Origin of the sequence: Streptomyces omiyaensis (genome assembly GCF_014650895.1) — a bacterium.
GTDB classification, from domain to species: domain Bacteria; phylum Actinomycetota; class Actinomycetes; order Streptomycetales; family Streptomycetaceae; genus Streptomyces; species Streptomyces omiyaensis.
The window spans coordinates 405,407-420,460 of record NZ_BMVV01000002.1 but is presented as its reverse complement, the minus strand read 5'-3'; the positions used below and the strand labels follow the sequence as shown (position 1 = coordinate 420,460).

Sequence of the window (15,054 nt, the reverse complement as noted above, 5' to 3'; positions counted from 1 at the left end):
GGTGGCGGCGCGCGGTCAGCGGGTCTGGCAGGCGGGGCACCAGAAGAGGTTCCTCGCCGCCAGGTCCGCGGTGCGGACCGGCGTGCCGCAGAGGTGGCAGGGCTGGTGCGCCCGGCGGTAGACGTAGACCTCGCCGCCGTGGTCGTCGACGCGGGGCGGGCGGCCCATCGCCTCGGGGGTGTGCTCGGGGCGGACGGTGTCGATGCGGTTGAGGCGGACGCCTTCGCGCATGAGGACCCTCAGGTCGTCCCAGATCGCGGTCCACTCCCCCGCCGTGAGGTCCCGGCCCGCGCGGTACGGGTCGATGCCGTGGCGGAAGAGGACCTCGGCGCGGTAGACGTTGCCGACGCCGGCGATGACCTTCTGGTCCATGAGCAGGGCGGCGATCGTCGTGCGGGACCTGGAGATCCGGCGCCAGGCGGCGCCGGGGCCGTCGGCCGGGCGCAGGGGGTCCGGGCCGAGGCGGGCGTGGATCGCCCGCTTCTCGTCGTCGGTGACGAGCGCGCAGGTGGTGGGGCCGCGGAGGTCGACGTACGCCTCGGGGTTGGCGAGGCGGAGGCGGACGGTGTCGGCCGGCGGGGGCGCGGGGGCGTCGCCGAAGGTCACCTTGCCGAAGAGGCCGAGGTGGATGTGGATCCACTCGTCGCGGGGGAAGCCGAGGAAGAGGTGCTTGCCGTGCGCCTCGGTGGTCTCCAGGGTGGCGCCGTCGAGGAGGGCGGCGGAGTCGGAGAACTTGCCCTGGGGGCTGGAGACGCGCACGGGCCGGCCGCCGAACCGCTCGCGGTGGTCGGCGGCCAGCCGGTGGATGGTGTGCCCTTCGGGCATCAGGCGGTGGGCTCCTGCGGGTGGTGGGCCGGGATCGGGGGGAGCTCGCCGGTGGTCTCGTACGCGCTCAGCATCTCGATGCGGCGGGTGTGGCGCTCGTCGCCGGAGTAGGGGGTGGCGAGGAAGATCTCGACGAACTTGGTCGCCTCCTCCTCGGTGTGCATGCGGGCGCCGACGGCGACGACGTTGGCGTTGTTGTGCTCGCGGCCGAGGGCGGCGGTCTGCTCGCTCCAGGCGAGGGCGGCACGGACGCCCTTGACCTTGTTGGCGGCGATCTGCTCGCCGTTGCCGGAGCCACCGATGACGATGCCCAGGCCGTCCGCGTCGGCGGCCGTGCGCTCGGCGGCGCGCAGGCAGAACGGCGGGTAGTCGTCGAGGGCGTCGTAGACGTGGGGGCCGCAGTCGACGGGCTCGTGGCCGTGGGCCGTGAGCCACTCCACGAGGTGGGTCTTGAGTTCGTAGCCGGCGTGGTCGGAACCGATGTAGACGCGCATGGTTCCGAGTGTGGCACGGCCGGGACGGGGCAGGCGTCGGCGGGGTCGGGACCTTGGTCCCGTCGGGTCATGGACCTCCGTCCCGGCTGGTCTGGACCTTATCTCCCGCATATGTCCTGAATCACGATCCGGAATAAGACCTTCCGTACCGGCCGGTCGCCGGGTTACATGGCTCCGGCTCGCGACCCGAGCCGCCCCCACACCCGAAGGAAGCGTTCATGAACACGCAGCCGACCCTCGCCAAGGAAGGCGACAGCACCGGCGACCCCGGTCGGACCCCGCCGTCCGACGGCCTCAAGGCCGGTCTCAAGAACCGCCACCTGTCGATGATCGCCATCGGCGGTGTCATCGGCGCCGGCCTCTTCGTCGGCTCCGGCTCCGGCATCGCCGCCGCGGGCCCCGCGATCCTGCTCTCGTACGCGCTCGTCGGCGCGATGGTCGTCTTCGTGATGCGGATGCTCGGCGAGATGGCCGCCGCGCGCCCCTCCTCCGGCTCCTTCTCGGCCTACGCCGACCAGGCGCTCGGCCGCTGGGCGGGCTTCACCATCGGCTGGCTGTACTGGTTCTTCTGGGTGGTCGTGCTGGCCGTCGAGGCGACCGCGGGCGCGGTCATCCTGGAGAGCTGGGTCCCGGCGGTGCCGCAGTGGGCCTGGGCGCTGATCGTCATGGTGGTGCTCACCGCGACCAACCTGGCCTCGGTGGCCTCCTACGGCGAGTTCGAGTTCTGGTTCGCCGGGATCAAGGTCGTCGCCATCGGCGCCTTCGTCGCCATCGGCCTGCTCGCCGTCTTCGGCGTGCTGCCGGGCTCGGACAACCCGGGCGCGGGCTTCGCGCACCTCACCGACGCGGGCGGGTTCCTCCCCATGGGCGCGGGCGCGATCCTCACCGGCGTGCTGATGGTCGTCTTCTCCTTCATGGGCAGCGAGATCGTGACGCTGGCGGCGGGCGAGTCCGAGGACCCGCAGCGCGCCGTGACCAAGGCGACCAACAGCGTGATCTGGCGGATCGGCGTCTTCTACCTGGGCTCGATCTTCGTCGTCCTGACGCTGCTGCCGTGGAACGACCCCTCGATCACCGAGAAGGGCTCGTACGTCGCCGCGCTCGACTCGATCGGCATCCCGGCCGCCGGCCAGATCATGAACGTGATCGTCCTGACCGCCGTGCTGTCCTGCCTCAACTCGGGCCTCTACACGGCCTCCCGGATGGCCTTCTCGCTCGGGCAGCGCGGGGACGCGCCGAAGGGCTTCGCCAAGGTCGACAAGCGGGGCGTGCCGCGCACGGCGATCCTCGCGTCGGTGGTCTTCGGCTTCGTCGCGGTCTTCTTCAACTACCAGTGGCCGGACACCGTCTTCGCCTTCCTGCTGAACTCCTCCGGCGCGGTGGCGCTCTTCGTCTGGCTGGTCATCTGCGTGACCCAGCTGCGGATGCGCGGGATCATCCTGCGCGAGTCGCCGGAGAAGCTCGTCGTGAGGATGTGGCTCTTCCCGTACCTGACGTGGGCGACGATCGGCATGATCGTCTTCGTCCTCGGCTACATGCTCTACGACGGCGGCAGCGCCCGGGAGCAGGTCGTGCTCTCGCTGCTCGTGGCCGCGCTGGTGCTGGCCGTCGCGCTGGTCCGCGAGCGGACCGGGAAGAAGGCCGACCGCGTCTGACCGACGCGCACGCGCGAAGGGCCCGCCGCTCCCCTCGGGAGCGGCGGGCCCTTCGCGTACGGCCCCGGCGGACGTCAGCCCTTGCGGCCGACGAGCTTCCAGGCGGCCGGGAGGGCGCCCATGGCGAGCGCGGCCTTGAGGGCGTCGCCGATGAGGAAGGGGGTCAGGCCCGCGGCGACCGCCTGGCCGAGGCTCATGCCGGTGGCGAGGGCCAGGTACGGCACGCCGACCGCGTAGATCACCGCGGAGCCGAGGGCCATGGTGCCGGCGGTGCGCAGGACCGAGCGGTCGGCGCCGCGGCGGGCGAGGGCGCCCACGACGGTGGCGGCGAGCATCATGCCGAGGATGTAGCCGAAGGACGGCATCGCGTAGCCGGAGGAGCCCTGGGCGAACCACGGGACGCCCGCCATGCCGGCGACGGCGTAGAGGGCGAGGGAGAGGAAGCCGCGGCGGGCGCCGAGGGCGGTGCCGACGAGCAGGGCGGCGAAGGTCTGGCCGGAGACCGGGACCGGGGAGCCGGGGACCGGGAGCGAGATCTGCGCGGCCAGGCCGGTGAGGGCGGCGCCGCCGAGGACGAGGGCCACGTCGCGGACGCGGCTCGCCGGGAGGAGGTCGGCCAGGACGGTGCCCGTACGGAGGGTGCGGGCGGGGGCGGCGGCGGTGCTCATCGGTACTCCGCGGGAGTGAGGGGGCGGGACAGGTCGACGCTATGCCAGGAGTGAACGCCCGATCACCGTCAGCCGCCGACAAAGCCTCGGGCCGGGCCTTCATGGGGTTCCGACAAAGAGAGGGGAAGGCGCCGAGCGCCACGTGACGCTTGTCACTGGAGAGTCAGCACGTGACACCCCTTTTGCGCCGAAGGGCGGTCAGCGGAGAGACTGTGGAGTCTCCATAAAGTGCCTGTGCACGTGCCCCTCCTCCCAGAGCGCGAGTCCCCCACCATGCGCGACGCCGCACCCCCCTCCCCGCCGACCGGGTCCGAGCCCCTCTCCCACGGCCTGAAGCAGCGTCACCTGACGATGCTGGGCCTGGGCGGGGTCATCGGCGCCGGTCTCTTCGTCGGCTCGGGCGCGGGCATCGCGGTCGCCGGGCCCGGCATCGTCCTCTCGTACCTGATCGCGGGTGCGCTCGCGATGCTGGTGATGCGGATGCTGGGCGAGATGTCGGCGGCGATGCCGGCGTCCGGCGCGTTCTCGGTGCACGCGGAGCGGGCGCTGGGGCGCTGGGCCGGCTTCTCGGTGGGCTGGCTGTACTGGTTCCTGCTGGTGGTCGTCCTCGCGGTGGAGGCGACGGGCGCGGCGCGGATCGCGCACGGCTGGGTGCCGGGGGTCCCGCAGTGGGGCTGGGTGCTGCTCTTCATGGTGGTCTTCACGGCGGCGAACCTGGCGGCGGTGAAGAACTTCGGCGAGTTCGAGTTCTGGTTCGCCGCGCTGAAGGTGGGCGCGATCGTCCTCTTCCTGGTGCTGGGCGCGCTGGCGATCGCCGGCTGGCTGCCGGACACCGATCCGGTGGGGCTCGCGAACCTGACCGGGCAGGGCGGCTTCCTGCCCAACGGCTGGTCCGGGGTGGTCTCCGGGGTGCTGGCGGTGATCTTCGCCTTCGGCGGGCTGGAGGTCGTCACCATCGCGGCGGCCGAGTCGGAGGACCCGGCGCGGAACGTGGCGCGGGCGGTGCGCAGCGCCGTCTGGCGGATCCTCCTCTTCTACGTGGGCTCGATGCTGGTGATCGTGACCCTGCTGCCGTGGACGTCGATGGTGCCGGGCGAGTCGCCGTACGTGGCGGTGCTCGACGCGATCGGGGTGCCGGGCGCGGGGCAGATCATGAACGTGGTGGTGTTCGTGGCGCTGCTGTCGGCGCTCAACGCCAATCTGTACGGCTCCTCGCGGATGGTCTTCTCGCTGGCGGAGCGCGGCGAGGCGCCGAAGGGGCTGCTGAAGGTGTCGGGCGGCGGGGTGCCGCGCCGGGCGGTGCTCGCCTCGGTGGCCTTCGGCTTCGTCTCGGTGCTGCTCAATCTGAAGTGGCCGGACTCGGTCTTCCTCTACATGCTCAACGCGGTCGGCGCGGTGCTGCTGTTCGTGTGGGCGCTGATCGCGGTCTCGCAGCTGCGGCTGCGGCCCCGGATCGAGCGGGAGGCGTCCGGGACGCCGACGCTGCGGATGTGGGGCTTCCCGTGGCTGACGTGGACGGCGCTGGCGGCGATGGGCGCGGTGCTGGTGCTGATGCTGACGGACGACGGGGCGCGGCCCCAGGTGCTGTGGTCGGCCGGCGCGACGGCGGCGGTGCTGCTGGTGGCGTGGCTCCGCGAGGTGCGGGCGTCCCGGGAGGCGCGCACGTCCACGACGAAACGGAACTGAATCTTCACCTTGTGTGAAGGTGGTGACCGTATAGCGGACACCCGTTCCCTCTGAGCGGTGCGGGCGCCCAGACTGTGGGCCTCCCTCCCCGTCTCAGCCTATGAACAGGGTTGCCCATGTCTCGGACCACCGCGCCCGCGCAGGCCGACCGCCAGGACGGCGCCGCAGCTCCCGCAGAGGGCCTCTCGCACGGCCTCAAGCAGCGCCATCTGTCGATGATCGCCCTCGGCGGCGTCATCGGCGCCGGCCTCTTCGTCGGCTCCGGCGCCGGCATCGCCGCCGCCGGGCCCTCGATCGTCGTCGCGTACGCGATCTCCGGCGTGCTCGTCATGCTGGTGATGCGGATGCTCGGCGAGATGTCGGCGGCGAACCCCGCCTCCGGCTCGTTCTCCGTCCACGCCGAACGCGCCTTCGGTCCGTGGGCCGGCTTCACCGCGGGGTGGGCCTTCTGGTTCCTGCTCTGCGTGGCCGTCGGCCTGGAGGGCATCGGCGCCGCGAACATCATGACGGGCTGGTTCCCGGGCACTCCGGAGTGGGCCTGGGTGGCGCTGTTCATGCTGGTCTTCTGCGGCACCAACCTGGCGGCGGTGAAGAACTTCGGCGAGTTCGAGTTCTGGTTCGCCGCGCTGAAGGTCGGCGCGATCGTCCTCTTCCTCGGCATCGGCGTGCTCGCCATCACCGGCCTGCTGCCCGGCACCGACGACATCCCCGGCACCTCGAACCTCATCGGCGACCACGGCTTCTTCCCGAACGGCTCCGAGGGCCTGATCGTGGGTCTGCTCGCCTCCGTCTTCGCCTACGGCGGCCTGGAGACGGTCACCATCGCCGCGGCCGAGTCCGAGCACCCCGTGCAGGGCGTCGCCAAGGCGGTCCGCACCGCGATGTGGCGGATCGCGCTCTTCTACATCGGCTCCATGGCGGTCATCGTCACCCTCGTCCCCTGGGACGACCCGGCGGTCGTCGAGAAGGGCCCGTACGTCGCCACCCTCGACTTCCTGGGCATCCCGGCGGCCGGACAGATCATGAACGTGGTCGTCCTGATCGCCCTGCTCTCCGCGATGAACGCCAACATCTACGGCGCCTCCCGGATGGCCGGCTCGCTGATCGGCCGGGGCCAGGGCCCGAAGGCGCTCGGCAGGCTGTACGGCGGCGTGCCGCGCCCGGCCGTCCTGCTCTCCTGCGTCGTCGGCTTCGGCGCCGTCCTGCTGAGCTACTGGTCGCCGGACAAGGCCTTCATCTGGCTGCTCAACACCATCGGCGCGATCATCCTCGTCGTCTGGTTCTTCATCGCCGCCTCCCAGCTGGTGCTGCGCCGCCGCACCGAGCGCGAGGAGCCGGAGAAGCTGGTCGTGCGCATGTGGGCCTTCCCGGTGCTGACCTGGGTGGCGCTGGCCGGCATGGCGGCGATCTTCTTCCTGATGGCCCGCGAGGAGGGCACCCGGGTGCAGCTGTACGCGACGGGCGCCCTGACGCTGCTCCTCGCCGCGGGCGGCTTCGCGCTCCAGAGGGCGCGCGGCTCGGCGGCCGGGGAGGACTGACCCGCTCCCGCACGCCCCCTTCGGCACCACGCACGCCCCGCCGGGCCCCCCGGCGGGGCGTGCGCGCGTCCGGGACCGGGCGCGCCCGGGATCAGGTCCCGCAGTAGGGCGCCGTGCGGACCTGTCCTCCCCGGTTCTCGTCGTCGGTGCCGAGGAGCGCGTCGCCGCCGGGGAGGCACTCGACGGCCTCGACCTTGCGGCCGGGGAAGGTGCCGAGCGGGACCGGGCGGGCGGTGAGGGAGATCCGCACCCGGCCGGAGCCCGTCAGGACGACCTGCCCGGCGTCGGTCACGGCGGAGTCGAAGGGCCCGTCGTCGCCCGCGTCCGCCGCCGAGCCCACCAGGATCCGGCCGGAGTCGGTGACGGAGAGGTCGGAGACGTGGTGGACGCCCGCGCCCGTGGGGTGCGGGGCGGTGAGGGCGCGCTTCGTGACCGCGCCGAACGTCGGCTCGCCCCACGGGGCGAAGGCCAGCGGGGCGGCGTACAGGGTGGCGGGCCGGTCCGGGCCGTCGCCGCGGTCGGCCCACAGGGCGGCGTACCGCCCGTCTCGGGCGACGAGCGCGAAGCCCTCGAAGTCGTCGCCGGTGCCGATCGCGGGCAGCGGGGTGTAGCCGGCGACGGTCGCCGTGGAGCCGGTGACCTCCAGGCGGTGGACGATGCCGCGGGCGGCGACGGCGAGATACTCCCCCGGCCTGCCGGGGATCGCCTCGATCGCCTCCAGGTCCTCGGGTTCGGCTCCCCGCCAGGCGAGCGGGGTGACGGCGGCGCGGTCCGCCCCGTACGCGAGCCGGGAGAGGCGCGGCTGTCCGGAGCGCTTGTTGTCGTGGACGACGAGGGCGGTGCCGGCGCCCTCGTGGGCGAGGCCGCTGACCCCGCCGCGGGCGTCGGAGCCGACCTGCCGCCAGGGGGCGGCGGCCTGGGCGGTGCCGGCGAGCAGGGCGACGAGGGCGCAGGCCGAGGCGAGTCTCGGGAGAAGTCTCATGTCCGCACGCTAGGGATCCCGGACGGGACGGACAGCGGTCGCGTAGGCCGTCCGGCGGAGCGCGCGGAAGCGGGAGGGGCGCGCGGCGGACCTAGGTCCGAGGACTGATCAACAAGATGTGCATGTGCTGTTAGCCTGCACTTGCATATAGGTTGCAATAAGCAGTCAGTCGAAGGGCTCGGCACACATGGCGATCTACACACTTCCGGAGCTGCCGTACGACTACGCGGCGCTGGAGCCGGTGATCAACCCGCAGATCATCGAGCTGCACCACGACAAGCACCACGCCGCGTACGTGAAGGGTGCGAACGACACCCTGGAGCAGCTGGAGGAGGCCCGCGACAAGGACCAGTGGGGCTCCGTCAACGGCCTGGAGAAGAACCTGGCCTTCCACCTCTCCGGCCACATCCTCCACTCCATCTACTGGAACAACATGGCGAGCCCGAAGGGCGGCGAGGGCGGCGGCGAGCCGCTCGCGGCCGACGGCGTGGGCGAGCTGGCCGACGCGATCACCGAGTCCTTCGGCTCCTTCGCCAAGTTCAAGGCCCAGCTGACCAAGGCCTCGGCGACCACCCAGGGCTCCGGCTGGGGCGTCCTCGCCTACGAGCCGATCAGCGGCCGCCTCATCGTCGAGCAGGTCTACGACCACCAGGGCAACGTCGGCCAGGGCTCGGTCCCGGTCCTCGTCTTCGACGCCTGGGAGCACGCCTTCTACCTCCAGTACAAGAACCAGAAGGTCGACTTCATCGACGCCATGTGGCAGGTCGTCAACTGGCAGGACGTGAACAAGCGCTACCTGGCCGCCAAGGCCAGCGTGCCGCTCATCTCCTTCTGACGGCCCCCCGCTCGTCCTGCTCGTGATCGTCTTCTCAACCTTCACCAGCGGGCGGAACGAGGAAGAACCCCCGCGATGACGTGAATCGCGGGGGTTCTTCTGTTCCTGCGGCGGCGGCTACTCGAAGCTCGGCGCCGCCGTCCGGGTGCGCTTGATCTCGTAGAAGCCCGGCGTCGAGGCGACCAGCAGGGTGCCGTCCCACAGCCGGGCCGCGGCCTCGCCGCGCGGGGTCGGGGTGACGACCGGGCCGAAGAAGGCGACCTCGTCGCCGTCCGGGCCGGGCACCGCGATCACCGGGGTGCCGACGTCCTGGCCGACCTTCTCGATGCCCTCCGTGTGGGAGGCGCGCAGCTCGGCGTCGTACGTGTCCTTGTCGGCGTACTCCACCAGCTCCTCGGGCAGGCCGACGTCCCTCAGCGCGCCGGTGATGGCCTCGCGGGTGACGCCCTCGCCCTCGTTGTGGAAGCGGGTGCCGAGCGCGGTGTAGAGCTTGCCGACGACCTCGTCGCCGTGCAGCTGCTGGGCCGCCACGACGACGCGGACCGGGCCCCACGCCTGGGTCTCCAGCATCTCCCGGTACTCGGCGGGGACCTCGTCCAGCCGGTTCTCGTTCAGGACGGCGAGGCTCATGACCTTCCAGCGCACGTCCACCGGGCGGACCCGCTCCACCTCCAGCATCCACCGGGAGGTCATCCAGGCCCAGGGGCACAGCGGGTCGAAGAAGAACTCTGCGGTGGTCCTGCTCTCGGACATGTCACTCCTCGGATGCGGGCGTGCGGAACGGGTGCGCCGACCTGTCGCAACGCCGCGGGCGCGTGTCGGCATTCCCGTGCGCCGGGTGAAAGGTGCGCATGGGAGGATCGGTCCTGTTTCGAACACGCCACGAAGGAGTGACCGTGCCCGGTGAGAACCTGACCCGCGACGAGGCCCACGAGCGGGCGGCGCTGCTGTCCGTCGACGGCTACGAGGTCGCCCTCGACCTGCGCTCGGCGGTCGGCGAGTCCACGGAGGCGGTACGCACCTTCCGCTCGGTGACGACGATCCGCTTCCGCCGCACCGGCGAGGGCGACGCCACCTTCGCGGACCTGATCGCGCCCTCGGTCACCTCCGTCACGCTCAACGGGCGCGCGCTGGACCCGGCCGTCGTCTTCGACGGCGCCCGGATCGCCCTGGACGGCCTCGCCGACGAGAACGTGCTGGTCGTCGACGCGCAGTGCGCCTACAGCCGCACCGGCGAGGGCATGCACCGCTTCGTCGACCCCGAGGACGGCGAGGTCTACCTCTACACCCAGTACGAGCCGGCCGACGCCCGCCGGGTGTACGCGAACTTCGAGCAGCCCGACCTCAAGGCCCCGTACCGCTTCGAGGTGACCGCGCCCGAGGGCTGGACGGTCTGGAGCAACGGCGCCGGGGAGCGCGACGCCGACGGCACGTGGCGCTTCGCCGAGACCCTGCCGATCTCCACGTACATCACCTGCGTGGTGGCCGGCCCGTACCACTACGTCACGGACACCTACCGCCGCGGCGACCTGGAGATCCCGCTCGGCGCGATGTGCCGCAAGGGCCTCGCGCGGCACTTCGACGCGGACGACGTCTTCCTGGTCACCAAGCAGGGCCTGGACTTCTTCCACGACACCTTCGACTACCCGTACCCCTTCGGCAAGTACGACCAGGCCTTCGTGCCCGAGTACAACCTCGGCGCCATGGAGAACCCCGGCCTGGTCACCTTCACGGAGGAGTACATCTACCGGGGCAAGGTCACCCGGGCGGCCTACGAGCGGCGCTCGAACACGATCCTGCACGAGATGGCCCACATGTGGTTCGGCGACCTGGTCACCATGGTCTGGTGGGACGACCTGTGGCTGAAGGAGTCCTTCGCCGACTTCATGGGCTCCTTCTCGCTCGCCGAGGCCACCCGCTTCACCGACAGCTGGGTCACCTTCGCCAACAACCGCAAGGCCTGGGCCTACCGCGCCGACCAGCTGCCGTCCACCCACCCGATCACGGCCGACATCCGTGACCTGGAGGACGCCAAGCTGAACTTCGACGGCATCACCTACGCCAAGGGCGCCGCCGTCCTCAAGCAGCTCGTCGCCTACGTGGGCCGGGACGCCTTCCTGGAGGGCGCGCGCCGCTACTTCAAGCGCCACGCCTACGGCAACACGCGCCTGGGCGACCTGCTGTCGGTCCTGGAGGAGACCTCCGGCCGCGACATGCGGGCCTGGTCGAAGTCGTGGCTCCAGACCTCCGGCGTCAACGTGCTCGCCCCCGAGGTGACCTACGACGCCGAGGGCCGGATCACCGAGCTCGCCGTCCTCCAGGAGGGCGACGAGCTGCGCCCGCACCGGGTCGCGGTCGGCCTCTACCGGCTCGCCGAGGGCGAACTCGTCCGCTACGCGCGCGTGGAGGCGGACGTCGCCGGGGTCCGGACCGTCGTCGCCGAGCTCGCCGGCAGCGAGCGGCCGGACCTGATCCTCGTCAACGACGACGACCTCACCTACTGCAAGGTCCGCTTCGACGAGGGCTCGCTCGACACCCTCCGCGGCCACCTCGGGGACGTCACCGACCCGCTGGCCCGCGCGCTGTGCTGGTCGGCGCTGTGGAACCTGACCCGGGACGGCCTGATGCCGGCCCGCGACTTCGTCGCCGTCGTGCTCGCCTTCGCGGGCCGCGAGACCGACATCGGCGTCCTGCAGATGGTGCACGCCTGGGCGCGCACCTCGGTCACCCACTACGCGGCCCCGGCGTGGCGCGCCGAGGGCGGCCGGCTGCTCGCCGAGGGCGGGCTGCGCGAGCTGCGGCTGGCCGGACCGGGCAGCGAGCACCAGCTGACCTGGGCCCGCTTCTTCGCCGCGACCGCCTCCTCGGACGCCGACCTCCAGCTCCTGGAGGGGCTGCTCGCCGGCAACGCCCGGATCGACGGGCTCGACGTCGACCAGGAGCTGCGCTGGGCACTGCTCTCCACCCTCGCCGAGGAGGGCCGGGCCGACGAGACGCGGATCGACGGGGAGCTGGCCCGGGACGACACCGCCAGCGGCAAGCGCCACCAGGTGCGGCTGCTCGCCTCGCGGCCCTCCGCGGCGGTCAAGGCGCAGGCCTGGGCGCAGGTCGTCGAGTCGGACGCGCTGTCGAACGCGCTGGCCGGCGCGGTGATCGCCGGTTTCGCGCAGCCCTCGCAGCGCGAACTGACCGCTCCGTACGCGGAGAAGTACTTCGCGGTGATCGAGCGGATCTGGGCCGAGCGGTCGATCCAGATCGGCATGGACGTGGTGCGGGGGCTCTTCCCGGCGCTCCAGGACCGGCCGGAGACCCTGGCGGCGACCGACGCCTGGCTGACGGAGCACGCGGACGCGGCTCCGGCGCTGCGCCGGCTCGTCCTGGAGGCCCGCGACGACCTCGCCCGGGCCCTGCGGGCGCAGGAGTGCGACGCGCTGGAGGCGTGACCGGCGGACCGGGGAGGGTGCCCGCCGTCGCGGGCCCCCTCCTCGGCAGTCGAACGTGCGTACTTTAGCCCCGCCTTGTCCGGGTTCGGCCACCAGCTTGTAACAGGCCGTTAGGACCGGTCCGGGGAGCGGAAGACCCCCGGCATGAACCACAACACCCCCATCACCCCCCGCCCCCGCCCCCTCTCCGCCACCACGGGCCTCACGCAACGCCTCGCCTCCACCGGCCAGTTGCGGGCCATGGGCGTGCCCGCCGCGGAGGTCGCCGGCCGGGCCGCGGCCGGCGGCGACTGGCAGCAGCTGCTGCCGGGCGTCTTCCTGCTCCACCCCTCCGCCCCGACCGGTGACGACCGGCTGCGGGCCGCGCTGCTCTACGCCCGCCGGGACGGCGAGGCGCCGCTGTGCGGACCGGGCGCGATGCTCACCGGTCTCGCCGCGCTCGCCCTGCACGGCTTCTCCTCCGCTCCCGCGCCGGCCGCCGCGGAGCGGATCGACGTCCTCGTGGGGCGGACCCGGCGGCTGCGCTCGACCGGTTTCGTGCGGGTGGTGCGGGCTCCGGAGTCGCCGGAGCCGGTGGAGCTGGACGGGCTGCCGGTCGCGCCGGTGGCGCGGGCGGTCGTCGACGCCGTCTCGGGGCTGCACGACGCCGAGGCCGTCCGCCGGCTGCTGACCGAGGCCGTCCGCGGCGGCCACTGCGAACCTCCGGCGCTGGTCAGGGAGTTGAGCCGGGCGCGGCTGCTGACCCGGCCGCACGTGGTGGACGTGGTGGACTCGCTCCTGACCGAGGGGCGGGCGCTGTCGGAGGAGCGGCTGTACGAGATGGTGCGGGACTTCGCGCTGCCGGACCCGGTGTGGAACGTGGACCTGCGGCTCCCCGGCGGCCCGCACCTGGGCGGCGTGGACGCCTACTGGCCGGACCAGGCGGTGGCGGTGGAGCTGGACACCCGGGCGCCCCGGCAGGACGAGGACGCGCTGTGGTCGGAGTACACCCGCAAGCGGGAACACCTGGAGCGACTGGGCATCACGGTCGTCCACCTGACCCCCCGCAAGCTGCGGGAGGCGATGGAGCAGCAGGCCACCGTGGTCCGCACGGCGCTGATGGCCGCGTCGGAGCGGCAGCCCGCCGCCTATGTCGTCGTCCTGCCCCGGTGAGCTACTTCTTCGCCGGGAGGGTCCCGCAGAACTCGGCCTCGACGACGGCCTGGGTGTCGCCGGTCCAGTCGGCGTTGATGTTGGCGGCGAGGGAGTGCCGGCCGTCGCGGGTGGTGTACGCCTCCGAGACGGAGCCGTGGATGCCGCCGCCGTGGCCCCAGACCTCGGTGCCGCAGCTCAGCTTCTGCCAGGAGATCCCGAGGCCGTAGCGGAAGTCGGGGTACTGGGGGGAGACCGGCACGGTCGCGGTCAGTTCGCGCATCTCGGCCTTCGGGAGGAGCCGGCCCTTGAGGAGGGCGCGGTAGAAGGTCTGGAGGTCGGCCGAGTCGGAGATCATCTCGCCGGCGGCGTGGGCGAGGGAGGGGTTGAGCTCGGTGACGTCGTGGACGGGGGCGCCGGCGTCGGGGACGAGGGTGGAGTAGGCGCGGCTGCTGGGCTGCGGGACGGTCGTCCGGGTGCCGGGGACGCTGGTGGCGCGGAGCTTGAGCGGCTTGACGATCCGGTTCTCGACGGCCTTGCCGTAGGGGCGGCCGGTGACCTTCTCGATGACGAGTCCGGCGAGGACGAAGTTGGTGTTGGAGTACTTCCAGGAGGTGCCGGGGGCGAAGTCGGGGGCGTGCCCCGTGGCGACGGCGACGAGCTCGCGCGGCTTCCAGGTGTCGTAGCGGTGCTCCAGGAAGCCGGGGCCGAAGACCTTCTCCTGGAAGGCGGGGTCCTCGGTGTAGCTGTAGACGCCGCTGGTGTGGTTGAGGAGCTGGCGGACGGTGATCTTCCGCCCGTCGTGGCCGTTGCCGCGGACGAGGCCGGGGAGCCACTTCTCGACCGGGTCGTCGAGGTCGATCCGGCCCTCGGCCTGGAGCTGGAGGAGGACGGTGGCGGCGAAGGTCTTGGTGATGGAGCCGACGCGGTAGCGGTCGTCGCCGCCGCGCTCGCCCGCGGTGCCGGTCCAGGAGCGGCCGTCCACCCGGGCCTGGGCGACCGCGCCGGGGACCCCGGCGTCGACGGCGGCCCGGAGCGCCGCCTGGGTGGCGGCGTGGCCGGTCTTCGCGGGGGCGGGGGCGGGGGCCGCGGCGAGGGCGGGGGCGGCGAGCGCGGTGACGGTGAGGCCGGCGGCGAGGGCCGCGGCGACGACGGTGCGGGCGGTGCGGGCGGTGCGGGCGGTGGTCATGTGGGTCCCCTGTGTCCCTGGTCCGGTACTGCGGTCGGCGGGGAGGACCGGGAGCGGGGCGGAGGGGTTGAGCGGTCGCGTACCGGTTGAGCCCTTTTCGGCCTTTCCTCAGCCGTTCGCCGGATCCGCGAGCCGGGAGCGGCCCGCGGGGGGCCGCTCCCGCCACAGGTCGAGCCCGATGTCGACGAGCCCGACCCGGGGCAGCGCGGGCACGGCGTCCAGCGGGTGCCAGGCCGCGAGGTCGGTGGAGCCGCCGGTCTCGTGGCGCAGGGCGCCGCCGGTGATCCGGGCCTCGTAGACGATCCGCAGCCCCTGGAAGGAGCCCGGCGCGCCGAGCCGGGAGACCCGGCCGCGCAGGATCGAGTCGACGCCGAGGAGGGCGGTGGGCTCCACCGCGTACCCGGTCTCCTCGGCGACCTCGCGGACGACGGTCGCGAGGGGTTCCTCCCCGTGGTCCATGCCCCCGCCGGGCAGGGTCCACCGCTTGGTGCCGTCCCTGGCGACCCAGCGGGCGAGCAGCACCTCGTGGTCCCGGACGACTACGGCGTAGGCCGCCACCCGCAGCTCCTGCTTCATGCGGAGCAGGGTAAGGCGGTGGCGTGCCGATC

At 72.7% G+C, this 15,054-nt stretch carries 13 protein-coding genes; 6 read left to right on the top strand and 7 right to left on the bottom strand.

Annotated elements, in window-relative coordinates:
• Positions 1-15 precede the first annotated feature (15 nt).
• Positions 16-825 carry an Fpg/Nei family DNA glycosylase gene (locus IE287_RS04795; RefSeq protein ID WP_189847601.1) on the bottom strand — a complete coding sequence of 270 codons (810 nt, stop codon included), beginning with the start codon at positions 823-825 and terminating at the stop codon, positions 16-18.
• Positions 825-1,319, bottom strand: a complete 495-nt coding sequence (locus IE287_RS04790; RefSeq protein WP_189847600.1) for a ribose-5-phosphate isomerase — start codon at positions 1,317-1,319, stop codon at positions 825-827. The genes IE287_RS04795 and IE287_RS04790 overlap by 1 nt, the downstream gene beginning before the upstream one ends.
• Positions 1,320-1,537: 218 nt before the next feature.
• On the opposite strand from IE287_RS04790, the gene IE287_RS04785 reads away from it, so the two are divergent.
• Positions 1,538-2,974 (top strand): amino acid permease, encoded by a 1,437-nt coding sequence (locus IE287_RS04785; protein ID WP_189847599.1) that lies wholly within the window; start codon positions 1,538-1,540, stop codon positions 2,972-2,974.
• A gap of 74 nt (positions 2,975-3,048) precedes the next feature.
• Here IE287_RS04785 and IE287_RS04780 read toward each other — a convergent pair whose 3' ends face one another.
• Positions 3,049-3,642 (bottom strand): biotin transporter BioY, encoded by a 594-nt coding sequence (locus IE287_RS04780; RefSeq protein WP_189847598.1) that lies wholly within the window; start codon positions 3,640-3,642, stop codon positions 3,049-3,051.
• A 273-nt stretch (positions 3,643-3,915) separates the two neighbouring features.
• Here IE287_RS04780 and IE287_RS04775 point away from each other — a divergent pair, with 273 nt between their 5' ends.
• Together IE287_RS04775 and IE287_RS04770 are read left to right on the top strand one after the other, a co-directional pair.
• Positions 3,916-5,328: an amino acid permease gene (locus IE287_RS04775; RefSeq protein WP_189847766.1), complete on the top strand. Its 1,413-nt coding sequence runs from the start codon at positions 3,916-3,918 to the stop codon at positions 5,326-5,328.
• Positions 5,329-5,444: 116 nt separating this feature from the next.
• Positions 5,445-6,866 (top strand): amino acid permease, encoded by a 1,422-nt coding sequence (locus IE287_RS04770; protein WP_189847597.1) that lies wholly within the window; start codon positions 5,445-5,447, stop codon positions 6,864-6,866.
• Between the two features lie 91 nt (positions 6,867-6,957).
• Here IE287_RS04770 and IE287_RS04765 read toward each other — a convergent pair whose 3' ends face one another.
• Complete coding sequence (locus IE287_RS04765; RefSeq protein ID WP_189847596.1) at positions 6,958-7,848, bottom strand: hypothetical protein; 891 nt, start codon at positions 7,846-7,848, stop codon at positions 6,958-6,960.
• A gap of 187 nt (positions 7,849-8,035) precedes the next feature.
• On the opposite strand from IE287_RS04765, the gene IE287_RS04760 reads away from it, so the two are divergent.
• Positions 8,036-8,683, top strand: coding sequence for a superoxide dismutase (locus IE287_RS04760; RefSeq protein WP_189847595.1), 648 nt, complete (start codon positions 8,036-8,038; stop codon positions 8,681-8,683).
• A gap of 117 nt (positions 8,684-8,800) precedes the next feature.
• Here the strand turns inward: IE287_RS04760 and IE287_RS04755 are convergent, their stop codons facing one another.
• Positions 8,801-9,436 (bottom strand): mycothiol-dependent nitroreductase Rv2466c family protein, encoded by a 636-nt coding sequence (locus IE287_RS04755; RefSeq protein WP_189847594.1) that lies wholly within the window; start codon positions 9,434-9,436, stop codon positions 8,801-8,803.
• Between the two features lie 143 nt (positions 9,437-9,579).
• Here IE287_RS04755 and pepN point away from each other — a divergent pair, with 143 nt between their 5' ends.
• Entirely contained in the window at positions 9,580-12,126 is a 2,547-nt protein-coding gene (gene pepN, locus IE287_RS04750; protein WP_189847593.1) for an aminopeptidase N, read from the top strand.
• A gap of 144 nt (positions 12,127-12,270) precedes the next feature.
• A complete protein-coding gene (locus tag IE287_RS04745; RefSeq protein WP_189847592.1) occupies positions 12,271-13,278 on the top strand; it encodes a hypothetical protein in 1,008 nt (335 codons plus the stop codon).
• 1 nt (position 13,279) lies between these two features.
• On the opposite strand, the gene IE287_RS04740 is transcribed toward IE287_RS04745, so the two are convergent.
• Both IE287_RS04740 and IE287_RS04735 read right to left on the bottom strand, forming a co-directional pair.
• The gene (locus IE287_RS04740) at positions 13,280-14,446 is read right to left on the bottom strand and encodes a serine hydrolase domain-containing protein (protein ID WP_189847591.1); all 1,167 of its coding nucleotides are present in this window, start codon (positions 14,444-14,446) and stop codon (positions 13,280-13,282) included.
• A 108-nt stretch (positions 14,447-14,554) separates the two neighbouring features.
• A complete protein-coding gene (locus IE287_RS04735) occupies positions 14,555-15,022 on the bottom strand; it encodes an NUDIX hydrolase (protein WP_189847590.1) in 468 nt (155 codons plus the stop codon).
• Positions 15,023-15,054 lie beyond the last annotated feature (32 nt).